Annotated in this window: 11 protein-coding genes; 8 read left to right on the top strand and 3 right to left on the bottom strand. The window is 73.2% G+C overall.

Going from position 1 to position 16,259, the window contains the following annotated elements:
* Positions 1–5: 5 nt before the first annotated feature.
* Positions 6–1,418, bottom strand: coding sequence for an ABC transporter substrate-binding protein (locus IE274_RS03610; protein WP_229909128.1), 1,413 nt, complete (start codon positions 1,416–1,418; stop codon positions 6–8).
* A gap of 721 nt (positions 1,419–2,139) precedes the next feature.
* Positions 2,140–6,153 carry an FHA domain-containing protein gene (locus tag IE274_RS03605; protein WP_190114013.1) on the bottom strand — a complete coding sequence of 1,338 codons (4,014 nt, stop codon included), beginning with the start codon at positions 6,151–6,153 and terminating at the stop codon, positions 2,140–2,142.
* Positions 6,154–6,807: 654 nt separating this feature from the next.
* Here IE274_RS03605 and IE274_RS03600 point away from each other — a divergent pair.
* From IE274_RS03600 to IE274_RS03585, 4 genes are all read left to right on the top strand, one after another.
* On the top strand, positions 6,808–8,418 hold the full coding sequence (locus tag IE274_RS03600) for a serine/threonine-protein kinase (RefSeq protein ID WP_190114012.1): 1,611 nt from the start codon (positions 6,808–6,810) through the stop codon (positions 8,416–8,418).
* Positions 8,419–8,556: 138 nt separating this feature from the next.
* On the top strand, positions 8,557–9,795 hold the full coding sequence (locus IE274_RS03595; protein WP_190114011.1) for a serine/threonine-protein kinase: 1,239 nt from the start codon (positions 8,557–8,559) through the stop codon (positions 9,793–9,795).
* Between the two features lie 55 nt (positions 9,796–9,850).
* The gene (prfB, locus tag IE274_RS03590) at positions 9,851–10,957 is read left to right on the top strand and encodes a peptide chain release factor 2 (protein WP_190114010.1); all 1,107 of its coding nucleotides are present in this window, start codon (positions 9,851–9,853) and stop codon (positions 10,955–10,957) included.
* Positions 10,958–11,283: 326 nt separating this feature from the next.
* Positions 11,284–11,958, top strand: coding sequence for a hypothetical protein (locus IE274_RS03585; RefSeq protein ID WP_190114009.1), 675 nt, complete (start codon positions 11,284–11,286; stop codon positions 11,956–11,958).
* Between the two features lie 150 nt (positions 11,959–12,108).
* On the opposite strand, the gene IE274_RS03580 is transcribed toward IE274_RS03585, so the two are convergent.
* Entirely contained in the window at positions 12,109–12,300 is a 192-nt protein-coding gene (locus tag IE274_RS03580) for a hypothetical protein (RefSeq protein ID WP_190114008.1), read from the bottom strand.
* Between the two features lie 285 nt (positions 12,301–12,585).
* On the opposite strand from IE274_RS03580, the gene ftsE reads away from it, so the two are divergent.
* From ftsE to smpB, 4 genes are all read left to right on the top strand, one after another.
* Positions 12,586–13,275 carry a cell division ATP-binding protein FtsE gene (ftsE, locus tag IE274_RS03575; protein WP_016644946.1) on the top strand — a complete coding sequence of 230 codons (690 nt, stop codon included), beginning with the start codon at positions 12,586–12,588 and terminating at the stop codon, positions 13,273–13,275.
* 98 nt (positions 13,276–13,373) lie between these two features.
* On the top strand, positions 13,374–14,291 hold the full coding sequence (gene ftsX, locus IE274_RS03570) for a permease-like cell division protein FtsX (protein WP_190114007.1): 918 nt from the start codon (positions 13,374–13,376) through the stop codon (positions 14,289–14,291).
* A gap of 100 nt (positions 14,292–14,391) precedes the next feature.
* The gene (locus IE274_RS03565; RefSeq protein WP_190114006.1) at positions 14,392–15,591 is read left to right on the top strand and encodes a S41 family peptidase; all 1,200 of its coding nucleotides are present in this window, start codon (positions 14,392–14,394) and stop codon (positions 15,589–15,591) included.
* Positions 15,592–15,609: 18 nt separating this feature from the next.
* Positions 15,610–16,131 carry an SsrA-binding protein SmpB gene (smpB, locus tag IE274_RS03560; RefSeq protein WP_190114005.1) on the top strand — a complete coding sequence of 174 codons (522 nt, stop codon included), beginning with the start codon at positions 15,610–15,612 and terminating at the stop codon, positions 16,129–16,131.
* The last annotated feature ends 128 nt before the right edge of the window (positions 16,132–16,259 follow it).

Genomic DNA, 16,259 nt, shown 5'->3' with positions numbered 1-16,259 from the left:
TCCGGTCAGTTCTTCTTGTACGCCTTGGCCGCCGCGTCCTCCAGCGTGCGCTGGGTGCCCGCGACGTTCTTCGGGTTCTTCAGGAAGTCCTGCAACGCCTTCCACTCGCCCTTGCCGGGCGTGCCGCCGAACGACTGCGGGGCCTGGTCCGACATGTCGAAGCGGATGTCGTCGCCCGCCTTGATCAGGGCGTCCGCGATGCCGCGCTGCACGTCGTTCGGGTACGCCTTCAGGTCCAGGTTCTTGTTCGGCGACACGAAGCCGCCCGCCTCGGCCCAGATCTTCGCGGCGTCGGGCGTGGCCAGGAACGTGAGCAGGGCCTGCGCGCCCTTGCTGTTCTTCAGCGCGACGGCCGCGTCACCGCCGACGACGGCGGGCGACTCGTCCCCGACCGCCGGGAACGGGAACACCTTCGCGTCCGTGCCCACCTCGGCCTTGGTCTCCGCGATCGCCAGGGACACCATGTCGCCCTCGAAGACCATGCCCGCCTTCGGCTGGTCGCCGCCGGTGAAGGTCTGCTTCACGGACGCGGGGAACTCGGTCTGCAGCGCGCCGCTCGCCCCGCCCGCGATGAACCCCTTCTTCCCGAAGAGGCCCCCGAGCGTCGTCAGGGCGTCCTTGACGGACGGATCCGTCCACTTGATCTTGTGCTGGGCGAGCTGGTCGTACTTCTCCGGACCGGCCTGCGAGAGGTAGATGTTCTCGAACCAGTCGGTGAGGGTCCACGCCTCCGCGCCGGCCACGGACACCGGCGTGACACCCGAGTCGTAGACGGTCTGCGCCGTCTTCATGAAGTCCGCCCAGGTCTTGGGCTCCTTGACGCCCGCGTTCGCGAAGACCTCGGTGTTGTACCAGATCAGCGACTTGTTGGCGGCCTTGAAGTACACCCCGTACTGCTTGCCGTCCACCGCCCCGAGGTCCTTCCACCCCTGGGCGTAGTTCTTGTCGAGCTGCTTCTGCGCCTCCGGTCCGACCGGCTTGGCCCACTTGTTCCGCACCGCCTGCTCGATGGCGCCGACCTGCGGCAGCATCGCCACGTCCGGCGGCTGCCCGCCCGCCACCTTCGACTCCAGGAAGCTGATGATGGGGTCCTGAGCCGGTACGAACGACACCTCGGCGCCCGTACGCTTCTCGAACTCGTCCAGGACCTTGAGGAACACCTTCCGCTCGGCGCCGCCCCACACGGCGGCCACCGACACCTTCTCGCCGTCCAGCTTGGGCAGTTGCACGGCGGCCGTGCTCTCCTTGCCGCCACCGCCCGACTTGTCGCCGTCTGCCTTGCCGTCGTCCTTGTCGTCGCCCCCGCAGGCGCTGAGCCCCAGCGCGAGGGCGCCGACGGCGGCGCAGGCGACTATCTTGGCGGCCGCCCCACGTGTGCGACGTGCATGAGGTGTGCGTGTACGAAGAGTGCTGCGCATCACTGCCCCGTTCTCTTCCCCGACTGGTCCCGTTGCGGTCTGTCTACGCCCGCGCGGTCAGGGGCGGCAAGATGGTCAACGGCGTCAAGTCGGTGATCGTGATGGCGTTGTGACGTGCCGTCATCTGGCGTGGGCGCCTTTTCGGACGAGGGGCGGTGCCCCTTTGCGTGCCCCTTTGGGCGGCCGTGCCCCCCGGCTGCCGCCGCGCCCTCCGCCCCACCGCTCCGCGATGGTTTTCCCCACCCGCCCACCCGTCACCGTGGGACGCGCCTTGCCCTCGCGGGCGACCGGGCGGTGCGCCTACCCCCTGCTGGGGGGGGCGGCTGGGGCCGCCCAGAGGGCGACAGGGGCATCCCCTGGCCGAGGGAAGCCGAGAGCTCGGGGGAGGGTGGGTGCGGCTCACGTCGGTGGTGCGTCAGCTGTTGGCGGGTGGGCCGGGGGCGGGTCTGGGCGTGGTCGGGGCTGTCGCGGGGGCGGCCTCCGCCTCGTCAGTGGGCGGTGTGCCCCCGTCGACGTGGGTGTCACGGGCGGCGATCACTCTGCACGGGGTGGGTACAGCGCACGCCGATGGTGCGTCAGCCGTCTGCGGTCGCACCGGACGTGGGCCTGGGCGTGGCCGGGGCCATGGCAGGGACGACTTCCGCCCCGCCCGCTGGCGGGGCACCCCGGCGACGTGGGCGTCGCGGGCGGCGATCACCCCGCGCGTGGCCCCGGCCCAAGCTCACAGCAGCGACGGCACCCGCTCCGCGGACACAGATCGCGCCGCCCTCTCCAGCGCACTGGCCAGCAGGGCCAGATCCGTGGGCCCGTTGCCGAGCTCCCGTACGGGCCGCCGGGTCGGGGGATCGCCCATCCGCTCCCACTCGACGGGCACGACGGTGGGCCGCAGCGTCGCGGTCCGGGGAATCCTCCCGGTGACCCGCCCGGCCTGGAAGGCAGCCCCGCGCCCGTCCACGCCCCGCAGGACACCCCGCCCCGGAGTGGGATCTTCCGCCCCGGCCCCCACCGCGTCCAGCGCGACCACGAGCCCGGCCCGTCGCCCCACCTCCGAGGCCCCGGCCCGCTCACCCCGCGCCGCCGCCACCAGATGGACCCCGAGCCGCTCCCCGTCCCGCGCCACCGCCTCAAGCGCCCGCACCACGGACCCGGCCGCGGGCCGCCCGGGCGACCCGAGCGCGGGCGCGAGCAACGCGTCGAAGTCGTCCACGAGCACGACCAGCCGCGCCAGCGGCGGCCCGGGCTCGGCGCGCCGCACCCCGACGGGCCGCAGCCGCAAGGTGGCACTCGTCGGCGGGTCGAGTTCCGCTCCGTCAGGGGCACTTGTGCCACGGGAGTCACCCGGTCCGCCGGGCGCGTCGGGCCCACGGGACACGCCGGACCCCCTGGTCCCGGCGGTGCCACCCGCACCGCCGGCCCCCTCGGCACCGTGCGCCCCACCCCCGCGCCCCGCGCCGACGCCATCCCCGGACGCCCCGGCGACCCGCCCGCCCCCGCGCTCCGCGCCAACCCCGTCCCCCGACGCCCCGGGCGCACCGGACCGCTGTGCCACCATCCGCCCCGACACTTCCCGCTGCGTATGCCACTCGGCGAAGCCCACCCGCCCCAGCAACTCCGCCCGCCGCTTCAGCTCGGCCGTGAGCGACTGCGCGAACTCCCGCATCCGGACCGGGTCGTTGGCGGCGAGATGCGTGGTCACGTGGGGCAGCTCCGTACAGGCCCGCAGGCCGTCCCCCGGCCGCTCCCCGGCCCCGGTCCCGCCGCCCGTCCCGGAACCGCTGCCCGGTCCGGCGTCCCGGCCGTCGATGAGGACGATGCCGAGCCGGTCGGGCCGCTCGGCCGCCGCGAGGGACGCCGCCACGGACCGAAGGAGCTCCGTGCGTCCGCTGCCCGTGGGCCCCTCGATGAGGAGGTGCGGCCCGTCCGCGACGAGGTCCGCCACGACCGGCCCGCGCGCCCCCGCGCCGAGCACCGCCCAGGCCCGCCCGCCCAGCGCCTGCGCGTCGTCCGCGGCGGCCGCCCACCGCGCCATCAGCGACGCGGGCGTGGCCCGGGCCAGCCCCAACTCGTCCAGAAGCCGCGCCGATTGGGGCAGCGGCACCGCCACCCGGGCTCCGCCCCCCGCCGTCGCCCCGTCCGGCCGCAGCGGCGCCAGGGCCCGCGCGAACCGCTGCGCCCACGCCGCCGACACCGCGTCCACCACGGCGACCGTGCCCTGCCCCGCGGGCCGCCCGTCCGCCGTGCGCAGTACCCGCAGCGCCGTCGCCACGTCCCCGCTGAGCAGCGCCGCCGCCCCGCACGCGCGGAACGCGGGCGACACCTCGCACGCCGCCTCGTACGTGTCCGTCACCGGTGACGTGGGCGACGCCGCCGTCGTCTCGGCGAGGCACACCACATGGATCCCGGCCCGCGCCCCCTCACGCGCGAGCCGCACGGCCGCCTCCCGCAGCCCGGCCGAGCCCGGATCGCCGTCCACGACCACGACCGTGCGCGGCCCGGACGCGGGCGCACTCGCGGCCGAGCCGTCCAACGCGCCTACGGGGAAGCCAGGTTGGCCGGATGCCGCCCCGAACCCCGCCGCCGGCTCCGCCGGTTCGTCGAGGCGTCGCAGCAACTCGTCCGTACGCGCCGCCGCCTGATCCCGGTCGTACGCCAGCAGCAACCGGCAGTCCTGCCCGTGCCCCGGCCTGACGTGCGGAAGCCAGCCCAGCCACGCCCACTCAGCGGCCCGCTGCCGCGGCGTACGCGTACGGTCCGTGCTGATCAGGACGATCTCCAGCGCGGCGGGCGAGTGCAGCGCCGCCAACTGCGCGAGCACCGACCTCGCCAGGCCCGCGAGCCGTTCACGCGGCCCCGCGAGCCCCAGCGCCCCCGCCTCCCGCAGACTCACCGTCACCGGCACCGCGGGCAGCAGCCCGTCCGCACCCGGAGCGGCCCTGTCCACCGTGCCGAGCCGCACGGCCAGCGCCTCCGGGTGCCCGGGTCCGCGCTCCCAGAGCCGCGCCCCCGGCCCGAGCGCCGTCAGGAGCAGCGCTGCCGCGTCGGGCCATGCCTCGGGCACCCGTGCGCCCGCGCCGGACACCCCCTCGGCACCCGCCGACTCCGTCCCGTCCGGCCAGTCGTCCTCGTACGCCCCGGCGTTCCGGGGCCCGTCATGCGTCTCGTCGTACGCGGCGTGCTCGCGCTCCGCCTCCTCGCCCCGCCCGCCGGCCAGCCGCCGCGCCCACGCGGACAGCCCACCGCGCTTGCGCACCCCGCGCGGCACAGTCGTCCCCCGGGGCGGCGTCCCCGCCCGGTGCCGCTCCATCTCCGGCACCCCACCCTGCTGCGGCACCACGGGGGTCTCGGGGGAGGGGGAGGAAGGAGAAGGGGAGGAAGGGGAGGAAGAAGGGGAGGAAGTGGGCGAGGGGTAGGGGGAAGAGGGGGGCGGGCCCGGGGTGCCGGGTGCCGCCGGGGGCGTGGGGGCTGCGGGGTGCGCCGGGTGCGCGGTGGGCGCGGGTGTACCCGGCGACCCCGGGATCCCAGACGCGCCCGGCGCTCCGGGCGTACCCGCGGTCCCCGGCATGCCGGGAGTCCCAGCTCTGCCGGGAGTCCCAGGCATGCCCGGTGCTCCAGGCGCACTGTTGGTCCCAGGCGCACCCGGGGCTCCGGGCCCGCCGGGAGCCCCAGCGGCTCCCAACGCCCCAGCCCTCTCCGGCCCGTTCACGAGCCCCTCGTCCCCGGGCCCACCCCCGTGCCCGCCTTCGCTGCCCTCGGCAGCCCCCCAGCCTGCCGAGCCATACGCATGCTGCGTCGAGCCGCCCTCCGGCCGCCCATCGCCGTGGCGTGCGTCCCCCGGCCGCACCTCACCTTGTCGTGCGGCCCCCGGCCGCACATCCCCCTGCCGTACGTCCCCGGACCCGGCGCCCCCCGGCCCCGCGCCCGCGGACCTTCCGTCCCCGTCCCCGTCCCCGGACCCGGATCTGCCGTCCTCAGCCGCACCCGGCGCCCCATGACCAGAGCCCACCGGGCCGCCCCGCCGCGAACCCCCCACAGCCCCCTGCACAGGGACCCCTGCCCCCTGCGCAAGGACCGCCCCCTCCACACCGGCAACCCGCACCCGCACATGCCCCTCGCCGTCCGAGGCGGTCGGCAGCGCCGCCTCCACGCCGCCACCCGCGGTGAGCCGGAGGACGGACTCGCCGACGCGCAGGAGGGAGCCGGAGGCGAGACGGACCGGGCGGTCGGAGATGGCGCGGCCGTCGACCGTCGTGCCGTTCGTCGAGCCGAGGTCGGTGACCGTGACGCGGCCGTCCGGGTCGAGGGTGACCGCGCAGTGCAGGCGGGACACGTCCGGGTCGTCGAGGGGCACGTCGGCCTGTGCGGAGCGGCCGACGCGGATCTGGCCGCCGTGCAGCAGGTGCACGCCGCCCGCGTCGGGGCCCGCGACCACGTGCAGCCGGGCGGTGGCCTCGGCGAGGTCGGGTCCGGGCTCGGCGGGGGCGCCGACGGACAGCACGGCGCCGTCGACCAGGGGCGGCTCGCCGAGCGTGCAGCGCTGGAGGTCGAGGCGGTCCGACTGGGCGTACAGCACGGTGGGTCCGTCGCCCGCGGCCACGGCCGCGGCCAGGCCGGAGGCGACCGCGGCGAGCGCGGTCCCGGCGGGGGCGGTGACCAGCACGTCGCAGGTCGCCGCGGGGCGTCCCCCCGGCTCGGTCTGGCCGCCACGCGGCCCGAGGACGGTCAGCCGGATCTGCATCGCCGTCAGCGGTCCCTTCCTGCGCTGGGCGCCCGGCACGGGGACTCGCGCTGTGATTCCCCCCACCGCACACGGGCACGTCGGCCAGTACGGAAAGCATCCTCGCACCTGCCACTGACAACACGCCCGCCCCCCACCCGCATTTGATCTTGATTGGTCGGCTCTGCTCGGAAACGTGCCCGCAAAGTGCCTGCTCGGACCGATGTGGGCGGTGATGACCATGAGCGCCCGGCCGCATGCCGGCACGGAAGCGGGACCGAACCGGACCACACGGGACCACGCCGGACCACACGGGACCACACCGGACCGGATCGGGCCGCGCCGGACCGAGTCCGGCCGCGGCCGGGACCAAAGTCCGTTTCCGGCGCCGACGGCGCCCCCTCGGCAACCAACCGCGCTGGTCCAGCGTCTTCCCTCCGAACAAAGGTCCGCCGTGCGGCCGATTCCGGCCGCCGAGAGGCGCAAGATCGTCGGACGGTGCCCCGTTCGGCGGCACTACAGTGGGTCGGAACGCTGTACCGGACGACGGGGCGGCGCGAAGAGCAGACCAGCACACCAGCACCGCGAGAGAGCGGGACCGCACCACCGCACCTCGGGGCGGCGGAACCGCACCACGGGACCACAGACCAGCCAGATCAGCAGGGAGCGCATGACGTGCGGCCGGTAGGCAGCAAGTACCTGCTCGAGGAGCCGCTCGGGCGCGGCGCCACGGGCACCGTCTGGCGAGCCAGCCAGCGGGAGACCGCGGGCGCCGAGGCGGCGGTTCCCGGTCAGCCGGGCGAGACCGTGGCGATCAAGGTCCTCAAGGAGGAGCTGGCCAACGATCCGGACGTGGTGATGCGCTTCCTCAGGGAGCGCTCCGTCCTGCTCAGGCTGACGCACCCGAACATCGTGCGCACCCGCGACCTGGTCGTCGAGGGCGATCTGCTCGCACTGGTCATGGACCTCGTCGAGGGCCCGGACCTGCACAAGTACCTGCGCGAGAGCGGCCCGTTCACCCCGGCCGCGGCGGCCCTGCTGACCGCCCAGATCGCCGACGCGCTGGCCGCGAGCCATGCCGACGGCGTCGTGCACCGCGATCTGAAGCCCGCGAACGTGCTGCTCAAGCAGGACGCGAGCGGCATGCACCCGATGCTCACGGACTTCGGCATCGCCCGCCTCGCCGACTCCCCGGGCCTGACCCGCACCCAGGAGTTCGTCGGCACGCCCGCGTACGTCGCGCCGGAGTCCGCCGAGGGCCGCCCGCAGACGAGCGCCGTCGACATCTACGGCGCCGGCATCCTGCTGTACGAGCTGGTCACCGGCCGCCCGCCGTTCGCCGGGGGCTCCGCACTCGAAGTGCTGCACCAGCACCTGAGCGCCGAGCCGCGCCGCCCCTCGACCGTGCCCGACCCGCTGTGGACGGTCATCGAGCGCTGCCTCAGCAAGGACCCCGACTGCCGCCCCAGCGCCGAGAACCTCGCGCGCGGGCTGCGGGCCGTCGCCGACGGCATCGGGGTGCACGCGAGCGCCGCCCAGATCGCCGCCGCCGAGGGCGTCGCCGCGCTGCTCGCGCCCGACCCGGCGCCCGCGCCGGTCCCCGGCACCCCGGGCGCGGCCGACCCCACACAGGTCCTGCCGACCAACGCGGGCGCGTACGACCCGAGCGCCGCCACCAGCGTCATGCCGAACACCGGCCCCCAGGGTCCGAACGCCGACCCGACGGCCGTCATGCCGCCGGTCGGCCACAACCAGGGCGGCAACCCCGACGAGCCGCACCCCTGGCAGAACCAGATGCGCGCGGCCCGCGACCGCAACGACCAGACGCAGGTGCAGTACCTGGACCCGAGCCAGGACCCGCTGCGCCGCCGCCCGCAGCGCCAGGTGGCCCGCCCGCAGCAGCCCCAGCAGCCGCAGCCGTACGCCCCGCAGCACCAGCCGCAGCCGTACCAGCCGCCGGTGCAGCCGCGCCAGCAGATGCAGCCGCAACCGCAGCCGTACGCGCCGCAGCCGTACCAGCCGCCGCAACAGCCCGCGCCGCCGCAGCCCGCGCCCCCGGAGCCGCGCCGCCAGCGCGGGCCGAACCCGAACCGGACGCGGATCCCCGGCCTCGGCTGCCTCAAGGGCTGCCTGGTCGTCCTCGTCATCCTGTTCATCGCGAGCTGGCTGGTCTGGGAGCTGAGCCCGCTGCAGGACTGGATCGGCACGACGAAGAGCTACTGGGACCAGATCAAGGACGTCTACAACACGGTGTCCGACTGGTCGAGCAAGGTCGGCGGGAACTGAGTCCGGGCCGGGTTCGGGAGCCGAACCCGGCCGACTCTGTGGATTTGTCGACTCCTGCGGGGTGATTTCCCCTGTGGATGTGATGGTTGGCGCCCTGGCCGCGTAGTTTTGGGCCAACACACATCCGTAGGAGCAGTCTTGGGACGGAAGATCGGCAGCCGGTACACGGCCCACCAGATTCTGGGACGGGGCAGCGCCGGCACGGTGTGGCTCGGCGAAGGCCCCGAAGGGCCGGTCGCCATCAAGCTGCTGCGCGAGGACCTGGCGTCCGACCAGGAACTCGTCGGCCGCTTCGTCCAGGAGCGCACCGCGCTCCTCAGCCTCGACCACGCGCGCGTGGTGGGCGTCCACGACCTGGTGGTCGACGGCAACGACCTGGCGCTCGTGATGGACCTCGTACGAGGGACGGATCTGCGCACCCGCCTGGAGCGCGAGCGCAGGCTCGCCCCCGAGGCCGCCGTCGCGATCGTCGCGGACGTCGCCGACGCGCTGGCCGCGGCGCACGCGGCGGGGATCGTACACCGGGACGTGAAGCCCGAGAACGTGCTCCTGGACATGCAGGGCCCCCTCGGCCCCGGCGGGGCGCACCCGGCCCTCCTCACCGACTTCGGCGTCGCCAAGCTCATCGACTCGCCCCGCCGCACCCGCGCCACGAAGATCATCGGCACGCCGGACTACCTGGCCCCCGAGATCATCGAGGGCCTGCCCCCGCGCGCGGCCGTCGACATCTACGCCCTCGCCACCGTCCTGTACGAGCTCCTCGCGGGCTTCACGCCGTTCGGCGGCGGGCACCCCGGGGCCGTCCTGCGCCGCCACGTCACCGAGACCGTGGTCCCGCTGCCCGGCATCCCCGACGAGCTCTGGCAGCTCATGGTCCAGTGCCTGGCCAAGGCCCCGGCCTCCCGCCTGCGCGCCTCCGAGCTGGGCGCCCGGCTGCGCGAGCAGCTCCCCCTGCTCGCGGGCATGCCGCCGCTGGACGTCGACGAGCCGGAAGCGGAGCCCTCCGGAGACGAGCCCTACGAAGAGACCTCTCCGGAGCCGCACGAGAAGCCTCCGCGCCGCGGCGCCGTGCCCCTCGTCCCCGGCGCGGCCCCCGCCGACGCCAACCGCGACACCCACACCTCCATGCGCGTCCCCGCCCCCGACGAGCTGGCGGGCGGCGCCCGCGGCACCGCACGGGCTCCCCGCGCGGCAGGCACCGTACGGCCCGGCTCGGCCCGCCACCGCGCCTCGGCCCGGCGCCGCCGGATCACGCTCGGCGTGGCGGGGGCCGTGCTCGCCGCGGCGGTGGGCGCGGGCGCCTGGTACGCCACCTCCGGGGACGACAGCGACCCGGGAACCCCCGACAACAGCAACTCGGCGCCGCCGGTCCCGTAGGTCCCGGGCCCGCCGCCGGGGGAAGACCGCTTGCCGTAGCCGTTACGCTGGTGTGGTGGCAGTCGTCGACGTATCCGAAGAGCTCAAGTCCCTCTCCTCGACCATGGAGTCGATCGAGGCCGTCCTGGACCTCGACAAGCTGAGGGCAGACATCGCCGTGCTCGAGGAGCAGGCGGCCGCGCCGTCCCTCTGGGACGACCCGGACGCGGCGCAGAAGATCACCAGCAAGCTGAGCCACCTCCAGGCGGAGGTCAGGAAGGCCGAGGCGCTGCGCGGGCGTATCGACGATCTGAGCGTGCTCTTCGAGATGGCCGAGGAGGAGGACGACCCGGACACCCGCGCGGAGGCCGAGTCGGAGCTCACGGCGGTCAAGAAGGCGCTGGACGAGATGGAGGTCCGCACCCTCCTCTCCGGGGAGTACGACGCCCGTGAGGCGCTCGTCACCATCCGCGCGGAGGCCGGCGGCGTCGACGCCTCCGACTTCGCCGAGAAGCTCCAGCGGATGTACCTGCGCTGGGCGGAGCGCCACGGCTACAAGACCGAGCTCTACGAGACGTCGTACGCGGAAGAGGCCGGCATCAAGTCGACCACCTTCGCCGTGCAGGCTCCGTACTCGTACGGCACGCTCTCCGTGGAGCAGGGCACGCACCGTCTGGTGCGCATCTCGCCGTTCGACAACCAGGGCCGTCGCCAGACGTCCTTCGCGGGCGTCGAGATCCTCCCGGTGGTCGAGCAGACCGACCACATCGAGATCGACGAGAGCGAGCTGCGCATCGACGTGTACCGCTCCTCGGGCCCCGGCGGCCAGGGCGTGAACACGACCGACTCCGCGGTCCGCCTGACCCACCTGCCCACCGGCATCGTCGTCTCCTGTCAGAACGAGCGCTCGCAGATCCAGAACAAGGCGACCGCGATGAACGTCCTCCAGGCGAAGCTGCTCGAGCGCCGCCGCCAGGAGGAGCAGGCGAAGATGAACGCCCTCAAGGGCGACGGCGGCAACTCCTGGGGCAACCAGATGCGTTCGTACGTCCTGCACCCGTACCAGATGGTGAAGGACCTGCGCACGGAGTTCGAAGTCGGCAACCCCGAGGCCGTTTTCAACGGGGAGATCGACGGCTTCCTGGAGGCCGGAATTCGCTGGCGCAAGCAGCAGGAGAAGTAATTTCGACGCTTTGTCGACAAAGCTGAGCGAGGCAACTGCCACCCCCCGGGCGGCAGTTGCCTTTGTTTATGGGCCTTCCGGGGCCTCGTGTGGGCTTCTTGCGCCTTTTACGTCACAGTCACATGTCCGTACGCCGGTCAACTATCCCCATAACGGGCATCGCGCCCGCAACGACCTTGACGGTGCTTCGAAAACTGGAAAGGCTAGCGGGCGGCATGCGTATCTCCGGGACGCGTGTGATCCGGGGGGCCGATCGAGAGCCACCCCGCGACCGCGGTCCGGAACGCTGCCTCACTGACGATTCAGCTACTGGGGGTAGCAGCCAGATGACGAAGAAGACGCGGATCCGCATCGCGCGGATAGCCGCCGGCGCGGTGATCGCCGCCGGCGCCTCGCTGACCGCCGCCGGCGCCGCCTCGGCCCTGGACGTCGGCGTCGAGCTCGGCGGGACCGGCGCGAGCGCCTCCGCCGACGAGAACGGCATCGGAGTCGACGTCGACCTGCCGGGCGACGATGACGACCCGGACGAGCCCACCAACCCGCCGGAGCCGACCGACGAGCCGACCGAGCCGACGGACCCGCCGACCGAGCCCACGGACCCGCCCACGGAGCCCACGGACCCGCCGACCGAGCCGACGGACCCGCCCACGGAGCCGACCGACCCGCCCACCGAGCCCTCGGACCCGCCCACCCGGCCCACCGACCCGGGTGACAACGGCACCGGCGGCGGCACGGGTGGCAACGGCGGCAACGACACCGACCCCGACGGCGGCGGCTCCAACCCCGCCGAGCAGGGCGGCAAGGACAGCCTGACCGACACCGGCACCAAGCCGGTCGAGCGGGTCTCCGACACCGGCAGCGGCAAGAACGACGGCGAGCTGGCCGAGACGGGTGCCGCCGAGACCACCTTCCTGATCATCGGTGCCGCCACCATGATCGCCGGTGGCGTCGGCTTCCGCTTCCTGCCGCGCCTGGTCGGCAACCGCGGCGCCGCGGCCTGACCGGCGGGGCGCCTGGAGGGACCACGCGTGACGCGGCGCGTACGGAGACGTACGCGCCGTAGCGGACGTCCCTCAGGAGCTGGCTGAACACGTGGAAGGGCCCGGAGCCGCATCGGCTCCGGGCCCTTCCACGTGTTCAGTGCCCAGCGACTACGCGGTCTGGTGCGCCAGCAGAGCCATTGCCATGATCAGCACCACCAGCAGCCCTATCAGGGCCGCGGGGCTGAGGCCGCCGAAGGGGCCCTCGTGCTGCATCCGCTCCCGGTTGGCCCGGCACACGGGGCAGCGGCCCTCGCTCACAGGCGCCGCGCAGTTCGCGCACACCAACCTGTCATAGGTCATGCGCTTCTCCTCCCGCACAGTCTCAGCCTGCCCAACGCTCGGGGAACCTCAACCGTTCCCCCTACCACTGTGCCAGCTTCCGCGGAATTCGGCGCGGGCCGCCGCCCGCCCCCGGTTGACGCCCGCCCCGCCCCGGCCGCCGAGCCCGCCCCCACGGCATCGGGCGTCCCATTTGTTCCGGGTCGGATCCGCAACAAACCGCGCAACTCAGGACGCCGACTGCGCGGCCCCTTCCGGTTCGCGTATGGTCACGCTCACCTACCCCCGGCTACCCGTGGTGCATCCGTGATCCGATTCGACAATGTGTCCAAGGCCTATCCGAAGCAGAACCGTCCGGCCCTCCGCGATGTGTCGCTGGAGATCGAGAAGGGCGAGTTCGTCTTCCTGGTGGGGTCATCCGGCTCCGGAAAGTCGACCTTCCTGCGGCTGATCCTCCGCGAGGAGCGCACCAGCCACGGCCAGGTGCACGTCCTGGGCAAGGACCTGGCCCGGCTCTCCAACTGGAAGGTGCCGCACATGCGCCGCCAGCTGGGCACCGTCTTCCAGGACTTCCGCCTGCTGCCGAACAAGACCGTCGCCGAGAACGTGGCCTTCGCCCAGGAGGTCATCGGCAAGTCGCGCGGCGAGATCCGCAAGTCCGTGCCCCAGGTCCTCGACCTCGTCGGCCTCGGCGGCAAGGAGGACCGGATGCCCGGCGAGCTGTCCGGCGGTGAGCAGCAGCGCGTCGCGATCGCGCGGGCCTTCGTCAACCGGCCGAAGCTCCTGATCGCCGACGAGCCGACGGGCAACCTCGACCCGCAGACGTCGGTCGGCATCATGAAGCTCCTCGACCGCATCAACCGGACCGGCACCACCGTCGTGATGGCCACCCACGATCAGCAGATCGTGGACCAGATGCGCAAGCGCGTCATCGAGCTGGAGAAGGGCCGCCTGGTCCGCGACCAGTCCCGCGGCGTCTACGGCTACCAGCACTGATCCGGTCGTCGGCGCGCCCTCCCGGCCGCCGCCGACCGCGGCCGGCCGCCGCGCCCGCCCCCGCCGCACCGCTCCCCCTGATCCATTGAAAGGCCGCCATGCGCGCCCAGTTCGTCCTGTCGGAGATCGGCGTCGGTCTCCGCCGCAATCTCACGATGACCTTCGCGGTCGTCGTCTCCGTAGCGCTCTCGCTCGCCCTCTTCGGTGGCTCGCTGCTCATGCGCGACCAGGTGAGCACGATGAAGGGCTACTGGTACGACAAGGTCAACGTCTCGATCTTCCTGTGCAACAAGGCGGACGCCGAGCAGGACCCGAAGTGCGCCAAGGGCGCCGTCACGAACGAGCAGAAGGACCGGATCCTCACCGATCTGAAGAAGATGCCGGTCGTCGACACGGTCCAGCACGAGACGGCGGACCAGGCGTACAAGCACTACAAGGAGCAGTTCGGCGACTCCCCGCTGTCCAGCTCGCTGACGCCGGACCAGATGCAGGAGTCGTACCGCATCAAGCTGAAGGACCCGGAGAAGTACCAGGTGGTCGCGACCGCCTTCTCCGGGAGGGACGGCGTGCAGTCCGTGGAGGACCAGAAGGGCGTCCTGGACAACCTCTTCGAGCTGCTCAACGGCATGAACTGGGCGGCGCTCGCGGTGATGGCGCTGATGCTCGTCGTGGCGCTGATGCTGATCGTCAACACCGTGCGCGTCTCGGCGTTCAGCCGTCGCCGTGAAACCGGGATCATGCGTCTGGTCGGCGCGTCCAGCTTCTACATCCAGATGCCGTTCATCCTGGAGGCGGCGGTCGCCGGCCTGATCGGCGGCGGGCTCGCGTGCGGATTCCTGCTCCTCGGCCGGTACTTCATCATCGACCACGGCCTGCAGCTCTCCGAGAAGCTCAACCTGATCAACTTCATCGGCTGGGACGCGGTGCTCGCCAAGCTGCCGCTGGTGCTCGCCATCGGTCTGCTGATGCCCGCGCTTGCCGCGTTCTTCGCCCTGCGCAAGTACCTGAAGGTGTGAGACGGCAGGTATTCGCCGCTCCTACGGGTGTGAGGAGTGCCTCGGGCGCCGTGCGGTCAACCTGCCGTGCGGCGCCCCTCGTTGTCCTAGACTCACCGACATGTCAGGCCCTGATTGGCACATCGAGCCCCGCCGCATCCGCCGCGGGGCGGCCCTGACGTTGGTCTTCGCGAGCGTCCTCGCCACCGGCGCGGCCACCGGATCCTGGTCCGAGGACGCTGCGGAAGGCCGGAACAAGGCGGCTCTGTCGACCCGCTCCGTTTCCGCCAGCCGCGACTCCAAGGACCCCCGGGACCGGAAGACGGACCCCGCCGACGAGGCCGCCGAAGCCGCCGCCGAGGCGATGGCCGACGGCAAGTCCGGCAAGGCGGCCGCCGAGGACGTGGTCAGCCGCAGCGGCGACCGCTGGTCGTCGGTCTACTCCCAGGGGGAGTACCGCGAGTTCGAGCAGTCCCTCGGCGGCGCCTACACCGGTGTCGGCCTGTGGGCCCGGCGCGAGGCCGACGGCAGGATCGAGGTGTCCCGGGTGCAGCGCGGCGGGCCCGCCGACCGGGCCGGCATCCGCGCGGGCGACAAGCTCACCGCCATCGACCACAAGAACGTCACCGGCCGCCCCGTCACCGACGTCGTGTCCCTGCTGCGCGGCGACCGCGCGAACACCCCCGTCACCCTCGGCCTGGAGCGCGGCACGCGCGCGTGGACGGAGACCCTGCGCCGCGCGCGCCTGTCGACGGACTCCGTGACCGTCACCCGGCTCCGCGGCGGCGCCGTGCTGATCAAGGTCGCGGCGTTCACGAAGGGCTCCGGCGAGGCCGTGCGGAACGCGGTGCGCCGCGCCCCCGCGGGCGCCGGGATCCTCCTGGACCTGCGCGGCAACTCCGGCGGCCTGGTCTCCGAGGCCACCACGGCCTCCTCCGCGATCCTGGACGGCGGCCTCGTCGCGACGTACGACGTACGGGGCAAGCAGCGGGCGCTCCACGCCCAGCAGGGCGGGAACACCACCAGACCCGTGGTCGCGCTCGTCGACGGCGGCACGATGAGCGCGGCCGAGCTGCTCACCGGGGCCCTCCAGGACCGCGGCCGCGCGGTCGTCGTGGGCTCCAGGACGTTCGGCAAGGGCTCGGTGCAGATGCCGAGCAGGCTGCCGGACGGCTCCGTCGCCGAGCTGACGGTCGGGCACTACCGCACCCCTTCGGGGAAGACGGTCGACGGCCGGGGCATCACGCCTGACCTGGAGGTCGACGACGGTGCCCAGGAGCGGGCCGAGAAAGTATTGACTGGCCTCGGGCCCCCCTCGTAGTGCGAAAATGGCCGCACTATGGCGAAGGAAAAGGTAAAGCGCAAGGCCGCGAAGGCCGCCGAGAAGGCACCCGCCCGCAAGATGATCGCGCAGAACAAGAAGGCGCGGCACGACTACCACATCCTGGACACGTACGAGTGCGGCCTGGTGCTGATGGGCACCGAGGTCAAGTCGCTGCGTCTGGGCCGGGCCTCCCTGGTGGACGGCTTCGTGCACATCGACGGCGGTGAGGCGTGGCTGCACAACATCCACGTCCCCGAGTACGTGCAGGGCACCTGGACCAACCACTCGGCCACCCGGAAGCGCAAGCTCCTGCTGCACCGCACCGAGATCGACAAGCTGGAGTCGAAGTCCCAGGAGACGGGCCACACGATCGTGCCCCTCGCCCTGTACTTCAAGGACAGCCGGGTCAAGGTCGAGATCGCGCTGGCCAAGGGCAAGAAGGAGTACGACAAGCGGCAGACGCTGCGGGAGAAGCAGGACACCCGGGAGACGAACCGCGCGATCTCCTCGGCCAGGCGGCGGCAGGGCATCGAGTAGCCGGGCCGGAGACCTGGTCCGGGGCCCTTGTCCCACGCTCGCAGGAATAGGCTGGCACCCGTCGGCGTTGGTCACGTACGATGGCTCATGCCCCTCCTGAAGGGGCGAGCACCGCTTCGGTCCGCCGG

Origin of the sequence: Streptomyces flavofungini, from assembly GCF_014650815.1 — a bacterium.
In the GTDB taxonomy this organism is placed as follows: Bacteria; Actinomycetota; Actinomycetes; order Streptomycetales; family Streptomycetaceae; genus Streptomyces; species Streptomyces flavofungini.
Note: the sequence above shows the minus strand (reverse complement) of the source record. Positions and strands in the feature narration are given on the sequence as shown.

Coding starts and splice junctions, on each gene's coding strand:
- IE274_RS03610 (WP_229909128.1), bottom strand. CDS start 1,418: ATGCGCAGCACTCTTCGTACACGCACACCTCATGCACGTCGCACACGT.
- IE274_RS03605 (WP_190114013.1), bottom strand. CDS start 6,153: ATGCAGATCCGGCTGACCGTCCTCGGGCCGCGTGGCGGCCAGACCGAG.
- IE274_RS03585 (WP_190114009.1), top strand. CDS start 11,284: ATGACGAAGAAGACGCGGATCCGCATCGCGCGGATAGCCGCCGGCGCG.
- IE274_RS03580 (WP_190114008.1), bottom strand. CDS start 12,300: ATGACCTATGACAGGTTGGTGTGCGCGAACTGCGCGGCGCCTGTGAGC.
- ftsX (WP_190114007.1), top strand. CDS start 13,374: ATGCGCGCCCAGTTCGTCCTGTCGGAGATCGGCGTCGGTCTCCGCCGC.
- IE274_RS03565 (WP_190114006.1), top strand. CDS start 14,392: ATGTCAGGCCCTGATTGGCACATCGAGCCCCGCCGCATCCGCCGCGGG.
- smpB (WP_190114005.1), top strand. CDS start 15,610: ATGGCGAAGGAAAAGGTAAAGCGCAAGGCCGCGAAGGCCGCCGAGAAG.